Raw genomic sequence first — 16,085 nt, 5'->3', positions numbered from 1 at the left:
CAACGCGTCAACGTTGACGGCTCCGTTGTCCAGGTTACCGATTGCAGCGCCATGCGAGGACCGAGGCGCATTCTCCGCCAGGGGAGCGAGGGGTCTTCGCCGGGCGCGCGGTAGCTCGGAGCTCCGCGCGCCCGACCGGGCCCCCCACGAGCGGCCTCCGCTCTACTTGGGCTGGGGGACGAACAGCAAGAGGTCGATGGCGTTCGCCAGCGCTTCCAGGCCGGTCGGGTTGAAGTGCAGCCCGTCATCCTGGTAGTCGAGGTCAGCCTTCAGCTTGGTGGGATCGCTGGGGTCGACGACCGCCGGCTCGAAATCGATGACCTTGTCGAACTTGCCGCTCATGCGGATCCAGGTGTTGACCGTCTGGCGGGTGGTCTCGCGGGCCGCGGTGAAGTACCCGGTGCCGAGCGGCGTGATGGGCGCTCCATAAACGAGCATCCCTTTCTCCTTCGCCTTGGTGATGAACTCGCCATAGGCCGCGATCAGGTTCTCGGCGACGGGCGGCTGGCTGTCGGTGCCGATGTCGTTCACGCCGATGAACGTGATCAGCCATTTCGCGCCGCGCTGGTCCAGGACGTCACGCTGGAAGCGGGCCTTGGCCGTCGGCCCGAGCCCGCCGGTGAGCACGTTGCCCCCGCCGATGCCGACGTTCAGCACGGCGACCTGCTGGGTCCCCTGATTGGACCGCAGCCGGCGAGACAGGAAGTCCGGCCAGCGGGTGTTCCCGTCCGTGTCCGAGCCGCGGCCATCGGTGATCGAATCCCCCAGGATGACGACCGCTGCCGCCTCGGGAGCCGCGTCGACGTCGAGGCCCGTGATGTAGTACCAGTGCGGGGTGGACACAGGGGAGGTCAGGTTCGCCGCCGAGACCCCGTTGCCGGTCTGGATATACGAGTTGGTCCGCGAGCCGGGGTGCCCGTTGATCCCGGCCGGCACGGCGCCGAACTTGATGGTCACCGCCATCTTGGTGTTGGGCTTGATTGTGTACTCGATCGGATCGGAGAAGACCGTCTTGCCCACCGCGATGGTCACCGCATCGGCCCCCGCGAACTTCAGGGCATGGTCGGTGGCCACGTTGATGCCGTCAGCGGTCGTCGACTCCGCGATGTGGACCGACTCCATGGTCACCGGCCCGTCGCCGTACTCGTTCGAGAGCAGCAGCCGCACGCCCTTGCCGCCGATCGACGTATAGATCACCTGGCGCAGCGTGTTGTTGGCCAGGCCCGGCGGCGCGGGCGGGTTGTTGCCGGGCTCGGTCAGCTGCGGGCCGGTCGTCCACGTCCCGACCCAGTGCGCCTCCGCCGCGCCGCCGGCGCCACCACCGCCGCCGTCGCCGCCGCCGCCCGTGGCCCCGCCGCCGCCGGTGGCGCCAGCGCCGCCGCCGCCGGTGTCGCCCCCGCCCCCGCCGCCGCCGCCGCCGCCGGAGGCATCACCCCCGCCGGAGCTCGCCGCCGCGCTGCTCGAGCTGGACGTCGAGCTGGACGTGCTGCTCGATGTCGTGGTGTCCGTGTCATCGCCGCAGCCGGTGACAGCCAAAAACAGAAGCGCACAAAGTATTCTTCGCATGGTCCTCGACGCTCGAAAGATTGCTGTGTTCGCGATCGTTCGAATTGCCCCTCGGCGCACCGCCCCCGCCGACCAGCAGCTCCTTCAGCGCATTCGAACTTTCGAATTTTTTGATTTCAGCCGATAGCGCGCCGGTTCGCTCGTGCGCGCAGCGTCGCCCGGCTCGAGCCCCGATCGATCGAAGAGCTCATCAGGAGGGCCGCGCTGCCCACCGTCGATGTCCGGAGGCGCGCGGGAGAGCGCGGGCTGATGCCATGTCCCTCACACGCGCCACCGAGTGTGTCACACGAGGACTCGGTATACTACTCGGTTCATCGCCGGGAGGACGCCCGGGGCGCGCCGTTCGACCACGTGGCGTTACCTTCGGTAACGCTTCGATGCGCTCGCGTTACGTTCGGTAACACCCGGCGCAGCGCGTCGTCGAGGCGCTTCGACCCGTGGCCCGAGGCCGCCGTGGGTCGCGCGGGCGGCGCGCCGGCCAGCCCGGCGCCACCGCCGAGCAGGTCGCAAGAGCACCGCGTCACGGGACCGGCTGCGATGGCATTCGCGCCGGCTGGGCGCCGGCTGGGTCGACGGATCAGCGGCGCTCCATGCACTCGCTCACCCGGGCAAGCACCGCTCCGTGATTGAACTCGTCGAACCTTCGGCGCTCGCAGATGCCCTGGTCGCTGCTGCACCGCGTGGCTACCCGAACGCCGCTGCTGAGGTCGCTCACGTCGTAGCACACCGCGACGTCCTGCGATGCGCACGAGTCGTGGCAGTCGAGTGGTAGGGATTCGCACCGCTCGCGGAGGCTCAGCTGGCACTCGTCGCTCGAAGAGAAGCACTCCTGAGACTGTCGGCCGCAGAACCAGGGAGGGTCAACGGATCGCGCGACCGGTTCCCGACCGCACCGGAAGCGGAGCCGGAATACGATGCCGCGCTCCGTCCTCATGCCCGTTCCCTCGTTGGACGACAGCACGGTATAGCCCTCCGGACAGGCCTCGCCGGCTCTCTCGTGCGCCTTGGCTATCGTGTCCTTCTAGGTGGCGAAGAAGATCCCTTTGGCCTCCACGACGAGGCCGGCGTCGGTCGACTCGATGACGTACGCGTATGTCTGCCCGCTCGACGCACAGCCGGCCATCGACATCGCCGCCATCACACGCAACCACATGCGTGCCAGGCTATCGACGCGCGTTCTTCGCTGCAAGGCGGCCGTACGCCACCCAACCAGGCAGCTCGTCGGCGTCTTGATGGCGACCGGCGTGCCGGTGCCGGCGGTGTCCGATGGTAGGATGCGGCGCATGCCCCTGCCGCACCTCGATCCCGGAGCGCTCAAGGCCATCGTCGAGTCCCCCGAGGAGCCGCACCCGACCGATGCGGTCCGCGCGTACCGGTGCTCCTTGCGCCTCGACTTGTGATGAGCGCTCCCATGGACCGAGAGTGGCCGCTCGACGCGGACGACTTCTCTGCCTACTACGCCTTCGCGCCGGCGGCGCTCGCCATCCGCGAGTGCGTGCGGCTGCGCGCCGTGCGCGAGCTCGATCTGCCGGAGCCGCTGCTCGACGTCGGCTGCGGCGACGGCCTGTTCGCGCGCCTGGCCTACCCGGACAAGCAGGCGTGGGGCATCGACATCAACCCGACCGAGGTGCAGCGCGCGCAGCGGACCGCGTCGTACCGCACGCTCATCTGCGGCAACATCGTCAACGTCCACCTGCCCGAGGGGTTCTTCGGCAGCGCCATCGCCAACTGCAGCCTCGAGCACGTGCCCGATCTCCACGGCGCCCTCGTGAACATCCGGCGCGCGCTCAAGCCCGGGGCGCGGTTCGTGCTCATCGTGCCCACGCCCGACTGGACGTACCAGCTCGCCCTGCCCGAGGCGCTCCGCTCCGTGGGCCTGGTCGGCCTCTCGCGCGCGTACGGCGACGCGCTCGACCGGGTGTTCTCGCACGTCCACCTCTACGACGAGGCGGGCTGGCGCGATCACCTCGCGCGCGCGGGCTTCGACCTCGTGGAGACGCGCCCCATCGCGGGCCGGCCGACCTCGTGGGCGTTCGACTTCATGCTGTACCCGAGCTTGCTCGGCTACGTGATGCGCAAGCTCACCGGCCGCTGGATCGCCATGCCAGCGCTCCGCCCGCTCACCGTCGACGTGGCGCGCGCCGTGGTCAACGCGCTCGGGCGCCTCGCCCCGGGCGGCGACGCGGCCGCCGAGTACCTGCTCGTGGCGCAGGCGGGGCCCGATGGCTGAAACGGCGGCGCCGCCCGGGGACTACTTCTCGAACCACCGCCGCCGCGAGCGGTTCCCGTGGTCGCTCTACCACGGCGCGCTCACCCGCCCCCTCGCCCGCGCCATCGCCGCGCGCGGCCCACGCCCGCGCGTGCTCCTCGTCGGCTGCGGCCTCGAAGGGGAGATCCCCGGCGCGCCGGCCGCGACGGAGCTCTACGGCTGCGATCTCGACGCGCGCGCCATCGAGGCGTGCCGGCGCCTCTACCCGGCGCGCGCGGGGCGCTTCGCCGTCTGTCCGGGCCCGTACGAGCTCCCGACGGGCGGCGGGTTCGACGGCCCGTTCGACGTCGTGCTCGCGAAGGAGGTCGTCGAGCACACCCTCGATCCGTCGCGCTGGGCGCGCGGGCTCTCGGCGCGCCTCGCGCCGGGCGGCGCGCTGCTGCTCACGACCCCGAACTACGGCCGCCTGTCGACGCTGCCGCTCATCGAGGCCACGGTGCTCGAGTGGATCGCGCGCTGCGACGGCTTCTCGCGCAAGCACATCCACCCGAGCAAGTTCGACGAGCGCAGCCTGGCGGCGCTCGACGTCGGGGAGCGGATGCGGCTCGTGTCGGTGCGGCGCACGCTCACCGGCTGGTCGCTCCTCGGCACCTGGCAACGCGCCCCGGGCTGACCCGGGCGACGGCGAGCTCCGTTGATGCTCTACCTCCTGCTCGCGCTCGGCGTCCTCGTCCTCCGGCTGGCCGAGCTCCGCGCCGGCGCGGCCGCCGGCCCCACCGCGCCCGCGCCGGCCGTACCCGTCGCGCCCGCGCCGGCCGTACCCGTCGCGCCCGTGCCGGCCGTACCCGTCGCGTCGGCGCCCGCGCCGCGCCTCGCCTGGCTCGCCGCCGCCACGGCGGTGGCGGTGGCGCTCCTGCCCGCGCTGCGCGACGCACCCGCGCTCGCCGGGCGCGGCGCCGCGCTGGCGATGGACACGATCTCGCACCTCGCCATCGCCCACGACATCGCGACGAGCGGCCTGCCGCACGGGTGGATCGCCACGAACAACGGCGGCTTCCCGATGGCGCTGCACTACCCGCCGGTCGGCTGGCTGCTCGTGGCGGCGTTGATCCGCCTCGGCGTCGCGCCGGTGGTCGCGGTGAAGGGGCTCGGCTTCGCCGCCTTCGTCGGGGCCCCGCTGGTCGTCCTCGCCGCGGCCCGCGCGGTCGGCGCGCGGCCCGCGTCGGCCGCCGCCGGCGCGGTGGCGCTCGCGTGGGTCGCGCCGTACGTGCAGTTCGCCGGCGGGTGGCCGTCGTTCTTCCTCCTCGGGCTGCTCTCGCAGATCCTGGTCATCCCACTCGTCATCGCGTGGGCCGCCGCGGTGATCCGCCCCGCCCGCTTCGAGCTCGGACCGGCGCTCGCCGCCGCCTGCGCGGCGACGCACCCGCAGGTCTTCACGGTGAGCGCCGCCGTCCTGGGCGCGGCCGCGATCGCCGCGTGGGATCGACGGCTGTGCGCGCGCGTGCTCCGCTCGATCGCCGGCGGTGGCCTTGTCGCGGCCGCGCTCTACGGCCCCGGCATCGCGTCGATGGCCGCGCCCTTCGGCTGGCCTCCCGGCCTCGGCTGGCGGCACATCGGCTTCGGGCCCGAGCGCGTGCTGCCGTGGATGCTCGACGGCGACCTGCTCGACCACGCGCACGCCCCGGTGATCGGCTCCGCGTGGATCGCCGCCTGCTTCCTGCACGCGACGCGCCTCCGCGCCCCGGCGTCCCGGGCCGTCCTCGCGGCGTCGGCGCTCGCGCTGCTCCTCTCGATGAGCGGCGCCTGGATCGCCGGCGCAGGCCCGCTCGGCCGCTCGCTGCTCTCGCTGTTCCAGCCGATGCGCGCCCTCGCCCTCCTGCCGCTCGTCGCGGCCGCGGCCATCCTCAGCGCGCTCGACCTCGCGGCCGCGGCGCTCGCGCGCATCGGCGCCGCGCTGGCAGTGAGGGGCGCGCGCCGCTCGCGCCCCGCGCTCGCCAGGCTCCTGCCGGCCGCGCTCGCCGGACTCCTGCCGGCCGCGCTCGCGCTCGTCGCGGCCCTCGAGATCCCCGCCCGCGCGGCCGATCTCCACGTCCTTGCAGAGAACCAGGCCGCGCTCGTCGCGTCGCGCAGCTGCCCGCCGCCCGCCGAGGGCTTCGACCCCGATCTCATCGCCCGCTGGCTCGCCGAGGCGCCGCACGGCCGCGCGAGCTACGCCGTCGAGGACGAGTTCGCGATCTGCTCCATGATGCAGGCCGCCGATCTCCGCCGCGCGGTCCCGATGGCCGTCTCGACCGGCGCAGGCTCGCATGTGGGCGTTCACGCGGCGGCCTTCCTCAAGGTGGCGCCCGAGCGCCCCGGGAGCGCCGCGCGCGCGGAGGCGCTCGGCATCCGCACGCTCATCCACCTGACCAGGCAGCGGCCGGGGCCGCCCGAGGCGTGGGCGCTCGTGGACAGGCGCGGCGAGGTCGAGCTGTCTCGGCGGGTGGGCGGCACGGACTACGTGGGGCTCGGGTGCGTGCGCGAGGTGTGGCGCGGCCGGGACGCCGATCTGCTCGCGGCGCTCTTCGAGCACCTGAAGCAGCCGCGCACCGTGCTCGACACGCCTGGTGAGCTCGTGGCGCTGGAGGCGGCCCGCGGCCCGCTGGACCGCGTGGCCGTGGCCGACGACGGCTGCGACGCGGCCCGCGCCAGCGTGCGCGAGGCGCCGCGCGAGCCGGGCGCGTACGAGGCGATCGTCGACGCGGAGGCGCCGGTCGACGTGGTCTTCCGCGCCACGGCGTACAGCGGCTGGCGCGTGCGGGACGACGGCGCCGAGCTGGCCACGAGGCGCGTCGCCCCGGGCTTCTTCGCGGTGCGCGTCGGGCCCGGCAAGCACCACCTGGAAGCGGTGGTGGCGCTGCCGCGGTTTTACCTGCAGGGGATCGCGCTCGCCTGCGGGGCCGCGCTCGCGCTGGGGGCGCCGCGGCTGCGGCGGCCGATCTTCCGCCGGGGCCGGGGCACTGTCACCAGACACCGGTGACGGGATGGCTCCGCCGGAGCGATGATAAAAACGGACGCGCCGGGCAGCGGGGAGCGAACGAGTGCAGAAGGCGGCAGAGAGGTCGACGTACACGCGGGTTGCTGTCGTGCAGCTCGCCTATCATCCGGCGATCGTCGTGGATCGGCGATCGCCGCTCGAGGATCCGCTGTTCGATCCCAGGGTGGCGTCGGACTCGCTCGTGCCGTCGCGGGGCGAGGTGCCGGAGGCGATCAAGCCGAAGCTCGACGCGCTCCGGCGGCGCATCCGGGAGGCGTACGACGCGCAGCTCCTCGCGCGGGTGAGGGCGGTGCTCGCCGCGTGCCGCGAGTACGGCGCGAGGATCGCGGTGCTCCCCGAGTACAGCGTCCCGTGGGAGATCCTCGAGGGCGTCGCCGAGGCCGCGGGCGACATAGTCGTCGTGGCCGGGACGCACACGGTCGACCGGGCAGCGCGGCGATCCGGGGTGTACGAGCGGCTCGGTGCGGCAGTGCTCCCCACGGTCGGGCAGTCGGTATGTCCGGTGCTCCACGGCGGCAGGCTGCTCGGCCTGCAGGCGAAGCTGAGCCCAGCGATCCCGGAGCGGAGCTCGATGCGACCTGGCGCGGCCTGGACGCCCGTCGAGATGCCGGACGGCCTCCCGGGGCCCATGGGCGTGCTGGTCTGTCTCGACTTCCTGTTTCGAGAAGGCGAACCGCACCGGAAGCTCGTGGCCGAGCGCCTCGGGGCGTGTCGATTCCTCGCCGTGCCGAGCCTTACGCCGCACCACACGCTGCCGGAGTTCGCCGGCAAGGCGTGGGAGGAGGCGCGCCGGTACGGGCGGCCGGTACTCTATTGCGACGGCGCCGAAGGCGGCGGCACGTCGGTGTACGTCGACGAGGGGCAGGCGCACGACCTTCAGCGGTTCCCGGATCGCGCCGGATACCTCGGGCCGGGCGACGAAGGGGTGATCGTCGCCGACGTCGACCTCGGGTACGAGCGGGCCGGAAGGTCGACGCGGTACGAGGCGCCGAGGCCGGTGGTGCCGGTCGCCGAGGCGACGCTCGTGTACCGCGTGCACCCGGCCGGGGAGGCGTACGCGCGGTGGCTCGATGAGGCGCGGGAGCTGCTCGCGCGGGATGACGACGACGCGCTGGAGGCGGTCGTCGCGCGGCTCGATCATGCGCGCGACGTGCTTCTGAACGCGGGTGGGCTCTCCGGGGCCGCGGCGCGGGGGAGGCGGCTCAGGCGGCTGTACGGCGAGCTCGACAAGGTGACGAGCGTCGAACAGCTACGCCAGTTCATGCGCGAGGTGGTGGTCCCGGCGGAGGTGCTGCCGCTCGCGGCGCTGCGGGCGGCGATGGCCGGCGCGGCCGCCGACGTGGTGTTCGGGTGGATGGCGCAGCGGGAGGCGCGGGAGGCCGGGTTCGCCGAGGTCGAGGCGCGGCTCCGGAAGGCGGTGGACGCGACGCGGGGGACCGGCGAGTGGACGAGCGACGGCGCGGCGGCGCTCGGGGCCGTGGCGCAGGCGGTGCGCGGGCCGCGCGAGGTCGACGAGAGCAGGCAGGACGAGAGGCCGGCGCCAGAGGTGCGGGTGGTATTGCCGGGAGCGCTGGATCCAGCGGCGCTCGGGACGAGGAGGGGTCGGGGGTGGACCCTCGCGTTTCAGAAGCGTCCCGCTGACCTAATCGAGGTCATCACGGATCGCCTCCGGCGCGCGGCGGCGGCAGACGCTGAAGCGCGGCGGCCCGTCGAGGAGCTGGACGAGCACGGGCACGTCACGCGATTCTCTGAGCACCAGATCAACGCGGCAGAGGACCTTCGCCTGCTCGCGACGGCGGAGGGGAGAAAGCGTATCGCGACCGTCGCTGTCTCGTCCGAGAGCCAGAGCGTTCCGCCCGCCATTCTGATCGCATCGTCCCGAGACGAGGGGTGGGTCCTGTGGACCGACGGTGGCGAGGGATCCATCGGTGATCGCTCGGAAGGACTGCTCGCCGCGCTCGCCGAGACCGGGCTTGCGGGCGCTGCATGCGACGAGATCCCGCCGGCCGCGCGGCGGGACCGGATCGCGGGCCTCTTGCCCCGCTTTGGCGGTGCGCGCGCCGTAATCGCGGCGCTCCGCGACCAGCGGCTGCGCGAGGTCGACGGCAGGTTCGTGGAGCCCAACGCCCGTGTCGACGGCGGGGAGCCCACACCCATGCTCGGCGCCCTCGACGCATGGCTGTCGTCGGGCGAGCCAACGGTCCTCGTCCTCGGCGAGTTCGGGCTGGGGAAATCGACGGCGCTCGCCGTGTGGGCTGACAGGCGCTGGGAATCCGGGGCGACGCCGCTGCCGCTGCTCGTGAACCTCGCCGGCGCGTCCCTGTCGGTGAGCGCGGAGCAGCTCCTGCTCCAGGCAGCCCGGCTTGATCACGCTCCCGAGAACCGCGCCGCCCTGCGCCTCCTCATCCGGCATCGCCTGATCGTGCCCTGCTTCGATGGCTTCGACGAGATGGCGACGCGCCTCGAGGCCACGGAGCTCGCAGGCCGGCTCTCCGGGCTGCTCGAGATCGCGGCGGGTGGAGGAAAGGTGGTCGTCTCCTCGCGGGACAACTACTTTCCCAGCCAGGCGCACCTAGCGACGACGACCGAGAGCGCGCTGTCGCAGGCGCTCGGCGCGCCGGCGGGGATCCTGCGCGTCGTGCTCCAGCCGTTCACCGACGATCAGGTGCGTGATCTCGTGCGGCAGATCCGCGGAGAGGGCGGCGCCGCGGCGGCGCTCTCGCGCATCGCCCGGATCTACGACCTCAAAGATCTGGTGCACCGGCCGCTGCTGCTCGGGATGGTGCTGGCGACGCAGGACGACCTGTCTTCCGGGGCGAAGGTCGGCCGGGCGGACCTCTACGAGGCGTACCTGAAGCGATGGCTCGCCAACACGCGAAAGGACGACCCGGAGTGCTTCACGGACGAGCAGAAGAAGGAGTTCGCAGAGGCGCTGGCCGAGCAGCTCTGGCGGTCTGGAAAGGCGACCTGCACGTGGCAGGAGCTCCAAAGCTCCGTCCGCGCTCGCCTCTTCCCGCTCCTGCCCGAAGGCATGCCGCCAGGCGCGGCGTTCCTGGAGATCCAGGGCGGAGCGTTCTTCGTCCACGAGGGCGAGGACGGGTATCGCTTCGCGCACAAGTCGTTCCTCGAGTACTTCCTCGCCCGCGCGCTGGTCGCGACGCTGCCTGAGCGGCCGGAGGAGGCGCTCCGGACAAGGCCGATCACGCAGGAGGTGGCGGCGTTCGTGGGCGAGATCCTGAGGACGGACGGCGAGCCGAAGCGCGCTCTCGCGGTCCGCGCGGTTCAGTCGTTCCTGGCGGAGGATCGGCGGCCGGTGCGGCGACCCCGTGAGGCCGCCGAGAACGCCCTGCGGCTGCTGCTCGGCCTCTCTCGATGGGCAGACGATACGGCGGACTGGATCCCGGGCGGCGCGGACCTTCGTGGGGCGCAGCTCGCCGGCGAGGATCTTCGCGGGGCGCGCCTCGCCGGTGCGAACCTGGAGGACGCGAACCTCGCGGGCGCCGATCTCTCGGGAGCGGATCTGACGGGCGCCGTGCTGAGCGGAGCCACACTGTCGGGAGCGAAGCTCGACCGAGCGCTCCTCCGCCGCGTTATCGCGCATCGCGCAGACTTCACCCAGGCCGAGGCAAACGGTGCCGAGGTTGAGGCGGCGGAGCTCATGGGCGCGGTCTTCCGGCAGTCGACCTGGACAGGGTGCCTCTGGCGAGGCGCGCGGGCCGACGGCGCCGACGTGAGCGCGTGGATGGCTGCGGGAAGGGGCGGGCTCCTCGCGCGCGCGCGCCCCCTTGCCCCGATACCGCCGCAGGTGCAGACGGAGCTTGTCTCGGGACACACCAGCCCCATCAACGCGATTGCCTGGGCGCCTGACGGCAAGCGTCTGGCGAGCGTCGGAGACAGCACGGTGTGCCTCTGGGACCCGAGCACCGGAAAGGAGCTCGCGCGCATCGAGGGACACTCGGATCGGGTCATGGCCGTGGCCTGGCACCCGGATGGCACGCGCCTGGCGAGCGCCGGACACGACAGGACAGTGCGCCTCTGGGACGCGAGCACCGGAAAGGAGCTCGCTCGCCTCAAGGGACATTCGCATCGCGTCTGGGCCGTGGCCTGGCGCCCCGATGGCAAGTGCCTGGCGAGCGCCGAGTACGACGGGACGGTCCGCCTCTGGGACGCGAGCACCGGAAAGGAGCTCGCTTGCCTCAAGGGACATTCGGAGTGGGTTATGGCCGTGGCCTGGCACCCCGATGGCAAGCGCCTGGCGAGCGCCGGACACGACAGGACGGTGCGTCTGTGGAACGCGGACACCGGAAAGGAGCTCGCTCGCATCGACGGACATTCGGATTCGGTCAGGGCCGTGGCCTGGCATCCCGACGGCAGGTGCCTGGCGAGCGCCGGCGACGACTCGACAGTGCGCCTCTGGGACGCGGACACCGGCAACGAGCTCGCTCGCCTCAAGGGACATTCGGAGTGGGTCATGGCCGTGGCCTGGCACCCCGGCGGCAAGCGCCTCGCGAGCGCCGGACACGACGGGACGGTGCGTCTGTGGGACCCAGGCACCGGAAAGGAGCTCGCTCGCCTCAAGGGACATCTACGCGGGGCCAGCGCCATGGCCTGGCACCCCGACGGCAAGCGCCTGGCGAGCGCCGGAGACGACAGGACAGTGCGCCTCTGGGACGCGGACACCGGTAACGAGCTCGCTCGCATCGAGGGACATTCGGATTCGGTCAGGGCCGTGGCGTGGCACCCCGGCGGCAAGCGCCTCGCGAGCGCCGGCGACGACTCGACAGTGCGCCTCTGGGACGCGGACACCGGCAACGAGCTCGCTCGCCTCAAGGGACATTCGGAGTGGGTCATGGCCGTGGCCTGGCACCCCAGCGGCAAGCGCCTCGCGAGCGCGGGACGCGACAGGACGGTGCGCCTGTGGGACGCGGACACTGGCGACGAGCTCGCTCGCCTCAAGGGACATTCGGATTGGGTCATGGCCGTGGCCTGGCACCCCGGCGGCAAGCGCCTCGCGAGCGCCGGACACGACAGGACAGTGCGCCTCTGGGACGCGGACAGCGGCAACGAGCTCGCTCGCATCGAGGGACATTCGAGTTGGGTCATGGCCGTGGCCTGGCACCCCGACGGCAGGCGCCTGGCGAGCGCCGGAGACGACACCGTGCGCCTGTGGGACGCGGACACCGGGAACGAGCTCGCTCGCCTCAAGGGAGGCTCATCGAGCATCGTGGCCGTGGCCTGGCACCCCGACGGCAGGCGCCTGGCGAGCGCGGGAGACGACGGGACGGTGCGCCTGTGGGACGCAGACACCGGCAACGAGCTCGCTCGCCTCAAGGGACGCTCATCGAGCGTCGTGGCCGTGGCCTGGCACCCCGACGGCAGGCACCTGGCGAGCGCCCACGGCAGAACAGTGCGCCTCTGGGATCCGGGCACCGGAAAGGAGCTCGCCGACCTCAAGGCACATTCGTCCTGGATCGATGCGATCGCCTGGCACCCCGACGGCAAGCGCCTGGCGAGCGCCGGAGACGGGTCGATACAGATCTGGAGCGCCGTCGACGTCAAGCTCCTCGCCTCGTTCGAGTCCGCGGGTGTCGTCACCCTCACTCGCACCGCCGGTGGCTTCTGCTCGTTCGTTGGCGTCCAGCCGGACCGCACCCGCCTCGCCCTTCGCCGCCCCGATTCGACAGCCACGCTATACCTTCCCCTCGCTGGCTTCCGCGACGTCCTCCACCGCCCCGACAAGGTGAAGGCGGCGCTCGCCGGGGATCTCAGCGGCGACAACCTCGAGGAGGAGCTCGCCCTGCACGGCTACGCAGGCGGCGTCCCCTGGAATGGCGAAGAGCACTTCATCGCGGCTGGTCCCGTAGCCCCCGCACCGGCCGCCGCGGCCCCCGCACCGGCCGCCGCGGCCCCCGCACCGGCCGCCGCGGCCCCCGCACCGGCCGCCGCGGCCCCCGCACCGGCCACCGCGGGCCCCGCAGCAGGGTGGTGGCCGGTTTTGGTCCGTTGGGGCCAACGATTCTGCGGAGTTGCGAGGCAAAACAGACTACCCCCGCAGCCACCACTCCTGCGCTCGTAAGCGGCGCCGCCGCGCCCGCATTTGCCGCCCCTGCTCTCCCGCGCGCCCCCGCGATCCGCCCGGCTTCCCTCGAATCGCTCTCCCTCCCCGTCGACCCCCTCCCCAACCCCTTCCGCCCCGGCCCCGCCCTCACCGACGCTTCTGCCCTCCCCGGCCGCGCCCCCATCCTCGCCGAGCTCCTCGCCCTCATCGACAGCCGCAGCCCCGCGGTGCTCCGCGGCCCGCGCCGCTCGGGCAAGACCTCCATCCTCCACCACCTCGCCGCGCGCCTCTCCCCTGCCCGCGCCGTCCACCACCGCTCTCTCGAGGGCCGCGCCTCTCCCCTTCGCACCGCCGACGATCTCGCCGTCTTCCTCGACCCCTCTCTCCAGTCCGACGTCACCCCCGCGCTCACCCTCCGCGACCGCCTCTCCAGCGCCGGGAACGCCGTCCTGCTCCTCGACGAGGTCGCCAATCTCCACCAGGCCGACGCCACCGTCTTCGCCTGGCTCCGCGCCGTCGGCCAGGAGAGGACCAGCGTCGTGCTCGTCGGCTCGCACTGGGACTGGGTCACCATCGTCGAGCACGCCTTCGCCGCCGCCCCGGGCTCCTCGTTCGGCAACGACGTCACCCCCATCAACCTCGGTCCGCTCTCCGAGGCGGACGCGATCCGCTTCCTCGTCGACACCGCTCCTCCCGACGTCGCGGTGGAGGCCGAGCGCACCGCCCGCTGGATCGTCGAGCTATGCGGCCCATGGCCCTTCTATCTCCAGGTGATGGGTTATGCCCTCGTCCAGGCCGTCCGCGCAGGCCAGCGCCGCGCCCTTGTCGAGCGCGCCGGCGTGCGGGAGCTCTACGAGCAGCGCCTCCTGCTCGACCGCGACGCGGCCTTCTTCCGCCCCCGCTGGGCCGAGCTGCCCCAGCGCGCGCGCGCCGTGCTCGGCGCCCTCCGCGGCGCGCCCGACGCGGCGCTGCCCGAGGTGCGAAGGCTGCCTTCCGAGGACGTCGCCGTCCTCTGCGACGCGGGCCTCTGCGATGCGCTCGGCGCATGGCTTTCGGATCCGCCGTTCTTCGACTGGATCCGCCGGGTGGCCAGGGAGCCAAGGAGAGAGCCGTGATGCGCGCGTTCGACGTGAGGAGAGCCTACTCGCCGGAACGCGATGTCCGCGATCACGCGCAGCTCCTGGATCTCTTGCAGTCCTTGCCGGTGAACGGCGTGATATGGCCGCTCGTCGGCGCGCGCAGGGCCGGGAAGACGTGGACGCTCAGGGCGCTCGAGCACCACCTCGGCCTCGCCGACAAGACGAGCGTGCGTTACCTCGACCTCCGCAAGTTCGGCCGGGCGCTCCCCAGCGTGCCGCCGGGGACAACGCTCCTCCTGGATGAGCCGCAGCTCGCCGGCCAAGGCGGCAGCCCGCGCGACGCGAGCGCCTTCCTGCGCTGGTGCGTCGACCTCTACACGGCCGACACAAGGATCTTCCTGGCGATGAGCCCCGCCGAGTGGATCGCGCTCGAACGCGCGGCCTCCGGCGACGCCGGGCTCGTCTGCTCGCGGGACATGCGCTTCCTCGATCCCCTCACGCACAGCGAGGCGCTCAAGCTCGCCCGCACCGCGGTGTCGAGGGCGCTCCTCCCCGAGCTGCCCGCCGCCTGGCGCCGGAATCCCTTCCTGCTCGAGCTCGTCTTCGAGCTGGCCGAGCAATCTCCCGCTCTGGCGAACACCCCATGGGCGCTCCTGCGAACGGCGCGCGTGCGCAGCGAGCTCCTGGAGTTCGGCTATCACCGCGCCGTGTTCGAGGACGGGCTGACCGACGCGCAGCGGAGCGCGCTCCGCGAGATCGCGCGCGGCGCAGCGCCTCGCGACGAGAATGTCCATCTGCTCGAGCGCTGCGGCCTCGTCCAGCAGCGGGGCGGGCGCCCCGTGCTCGCCGATCCGATCCTCGAAGCGAACCTGTGCCCGCTGCGGATCCACCATGTCTCCGACATCCATTTCGGCCCGAAATCCGCCGAGCGCATCGACGTGAAGGAGAGGACCCCGCACGGCGACACCCTGAAGGGCGGGCTGGGCCCCCCGCGCGTCTGCGATCACTACGTCGAGCACGTCGCCGAGCTCGCCGCGGCCGGCCGCGCGCCGCACCTGCTCGTCGTGTCCGGCGACGTCGCCGAGTGGGCCGACGACGCCCAGTACGCCGAGGCCCGCCTCTGGCTCGATCAGGTCTCCAGGCACCTCGCCAATCACCCTCGCCTCCCGCCCGACGAGCCCAACGTGCTGCTCGTGGGCGGCAATCACGACGTCGACTGGCGGCAGGCGACGGGGCCCGCGCAGGCCGGGACGCAGGCGCGCCACGTGCCTTTCGCGCGGGCGTTCGGCGATCACCCGCGCTGCGCGCGGCCGCCGCTCGAGGAGCCGCCGGCGACGCGGGCGCTCGCGGTGGCGCGGTATGCGGATCTCGGGGTGGAGTTCGCGCTGCTCGGATCGGCGGAGTTCGGCGGCCAGGAGGAGGAGGATCCGGTCCGGGACGAGCTCCTCTCGCTCATCGGCCGCCTGCGCCAAGGCGCCATGGAGGAGCCGAACGCCGAGCGCGCCGCGGCGCTGCGCGACCACGTGGCGCGCATCGATCCCGGCCTGGTCCACAACGCGGATCTCCAGCGCCTGCGCAGGGCGCAGTGGCACGCGCCGATCCGGATCGCGGTCCTGCATCACCCGGTGTCCCCGCTGCCGTCCACCGAGCTCGCCCGCTTCGGCGGCCTGATCAACGCCGGTGAGGTGAAGGACGCGCTGGCCCACAAGGAGTTCTGCCTGGTGCTCCACGGCCACAGCCACACAGGCTGGTTCGGCAAGGAGCAATGGCCAGAGCGGCACGAGGACTGGACGATCCGGATCGCCGCGGCGCCGTCCCTCTCGAGCCGGGAGGTGCAGGAGCACAACGGCTACAATGAGATCGAGATAGCGCGCGACGGCGCGGGCGGCGAGGTCGGCTACCAGATCCACGTGAGGCGCATGGTGAGAGAGGGCGCGACCTGGACGCGGCGAGCGTCGATGGGGCCGTTCGCGCCGGGGAAGTAGCGCCAAATCGGCAGAAAAACCGCCAAGGTCGCCAAGGTCGCCAAGGGGAGAGCGGAGGTGCGGTTCCGGCATTTCCCCTTCCATTTCCCTGGTATTCTGGCGCCCTTGGCGTCATGGCGGTTCGCTTCCCCGTCCGACTTCCCGCACGAGA

9 protein-coding genes are annotated in these 16,085 nt (G+C 72.6%); 6 read left to right on the top strand and 3 right to left on the bottom strand.

The annotated features are described in order from the left end of the window. Positions 1-162: 162 nt before the first annotated feature. The 3 genes from WMF45_RS15515 to WMF45_RS15505 all read right to left on the bottom strand — a co-directional run bounded on the left by WMF45_RS15515 (position 163) and on the right by WMF45_RS15505 (position 2,851). The gene (locus WMF45_RS15515; RefSeq protein ID WP_437717662.1) at positions 163-1,566 is read right to left on the bottom strand and encodes an SGNH/GDSL hydrolase family protein; all 1,404 of its coding nucleotides are present in this window, start codon (positions 1,564-1,566) and stop codon (positions 163-165) included. A gap of 577 nt (positions 1,567-2,143) precedes the next feature. Then, the gene (locus tag WMF45_RS15510) at positions 2,144-2,500 is read right to left on the bottom strand and encodes a hypothetical protein (protein WP_437717661.1); all 357 of its coding nucleotides are present in this window, start codon (positions 2,498-2,500) and stop codon (positions 2,144-2,146) included. Between the two features lie 87 nt (positions 2,501-2,587). Then, positions 2,588-2,851: a hypothetical protein gene (locus WMF45_RS15505; protein WP_437717660.1), complete on the bottom strand. Its 264-nt coding sequence runs from the start codon at positions 2,849-2,851 to the stop codon at positions 2,588-2,590. 126 nt (positions 2,852-2,977) lie between these two features. Here WMF45_RS15505 and WMF45_RS15500 point away from each other — a divergent pair, with 126 nt between their 5' ends. The 6 genes from WMF45_RS15500 to WMF45_RS15475 all read left to right on the top strand — a co-directional run bounded on the left by WMF45_RS15500 (position 2,978) and on the right by WMF45_RS15475 (position 15,934). Next, positions 2,978-3,796, top strand: a complete 819-nt coding sequence (locus WMF45_RS15500; RefSeq protein ID WP_437717659.1) for a class I SAM-dependent methyltransferase — start codon at positions 2,978-2,980, stop codon at positions 3,794-3,796. Beyond that, complete coding sequence (locus tag WMF45_RS15495; RefSeq protein ID WP_437717658.1) at positions 3,789-4,448, top strand: class I SAM-dependent methyltransferase; 660 nt, start codon at positions 3,789-3,791, stop codon at positions 4,446-4,448. Before WMF45_RS15500 ends, WMF45_RS15495 begins: the two co-directional genes overlap by 8 nt. Before the next feature lie 24 nt (positions 4,449-4,472). Continuing rightward, positions 4,473-6,794, top strand: a complete 2,322-nt coding sequence (locus WMF45_RS15490) for a hypothetical protein (protein ID WP_437717657.1) — start codon at positions 4,473-4,475, stop codon at positions 6,792-6,794. 61 nt (positions 6,795-6,855) lie between these two features. After that, positions 6,856-12,888 carry a pentapeptide repeat-containing protein gene (locus WMF45_RS15485; protein WP_437717656.1) on the top strand — a complete coding sequence of 2,011 codons (6,033 nt, stop codon included), beginning with the start codon at positions 6,856-6,858 and terminating at the stop codon, positions 12,886-12,888. Positions 12,889-13,097: 209 nt separating this feature from the next. Further along, positions 13,098-13,985 carry a hypothetical protein gene (locus WMF45_RS15480; RefSeq protein WP_437717655.1) on the top strand — a complete coding sequence of 296 codons (888 nt, stop codon included), beginning with the start codon at positions 13,098-13,100 and terminating at the stop codon, positions 13,983-13,985. After that, positions 13,985-15,934: a metallophosphoesterase gene (locus WMF45_RS15475; protein WP_437719544.1), complete on the top strand. Its 1,950-nt coding sequence runs from the start codon at positions 13,985-13,987 to the stop codon at positions 15,932-15,934. Before WMF45_RS15480 ends, WMF45_RS15475 begins: the two co-directional genes overlap by 1 nt. The last annotated feature ends 151 nt before the right edge of the window (positions 15,935-16,085 follow it).

This window comes from Sorangium sp. So ce448, from assembly GCF_051520915.1.
Lineage (GTDB): Bacteria > Myxococcota_A > Polyangia > Polyangiales > Polyangiaceae > Sorangium > Sorangium cellulosum_B.
The sequence above is the reverse complement of the archived record's forward strand: the minus strand, read 5'-3'. Positions and strand labels throughout refer to the sequence as shown.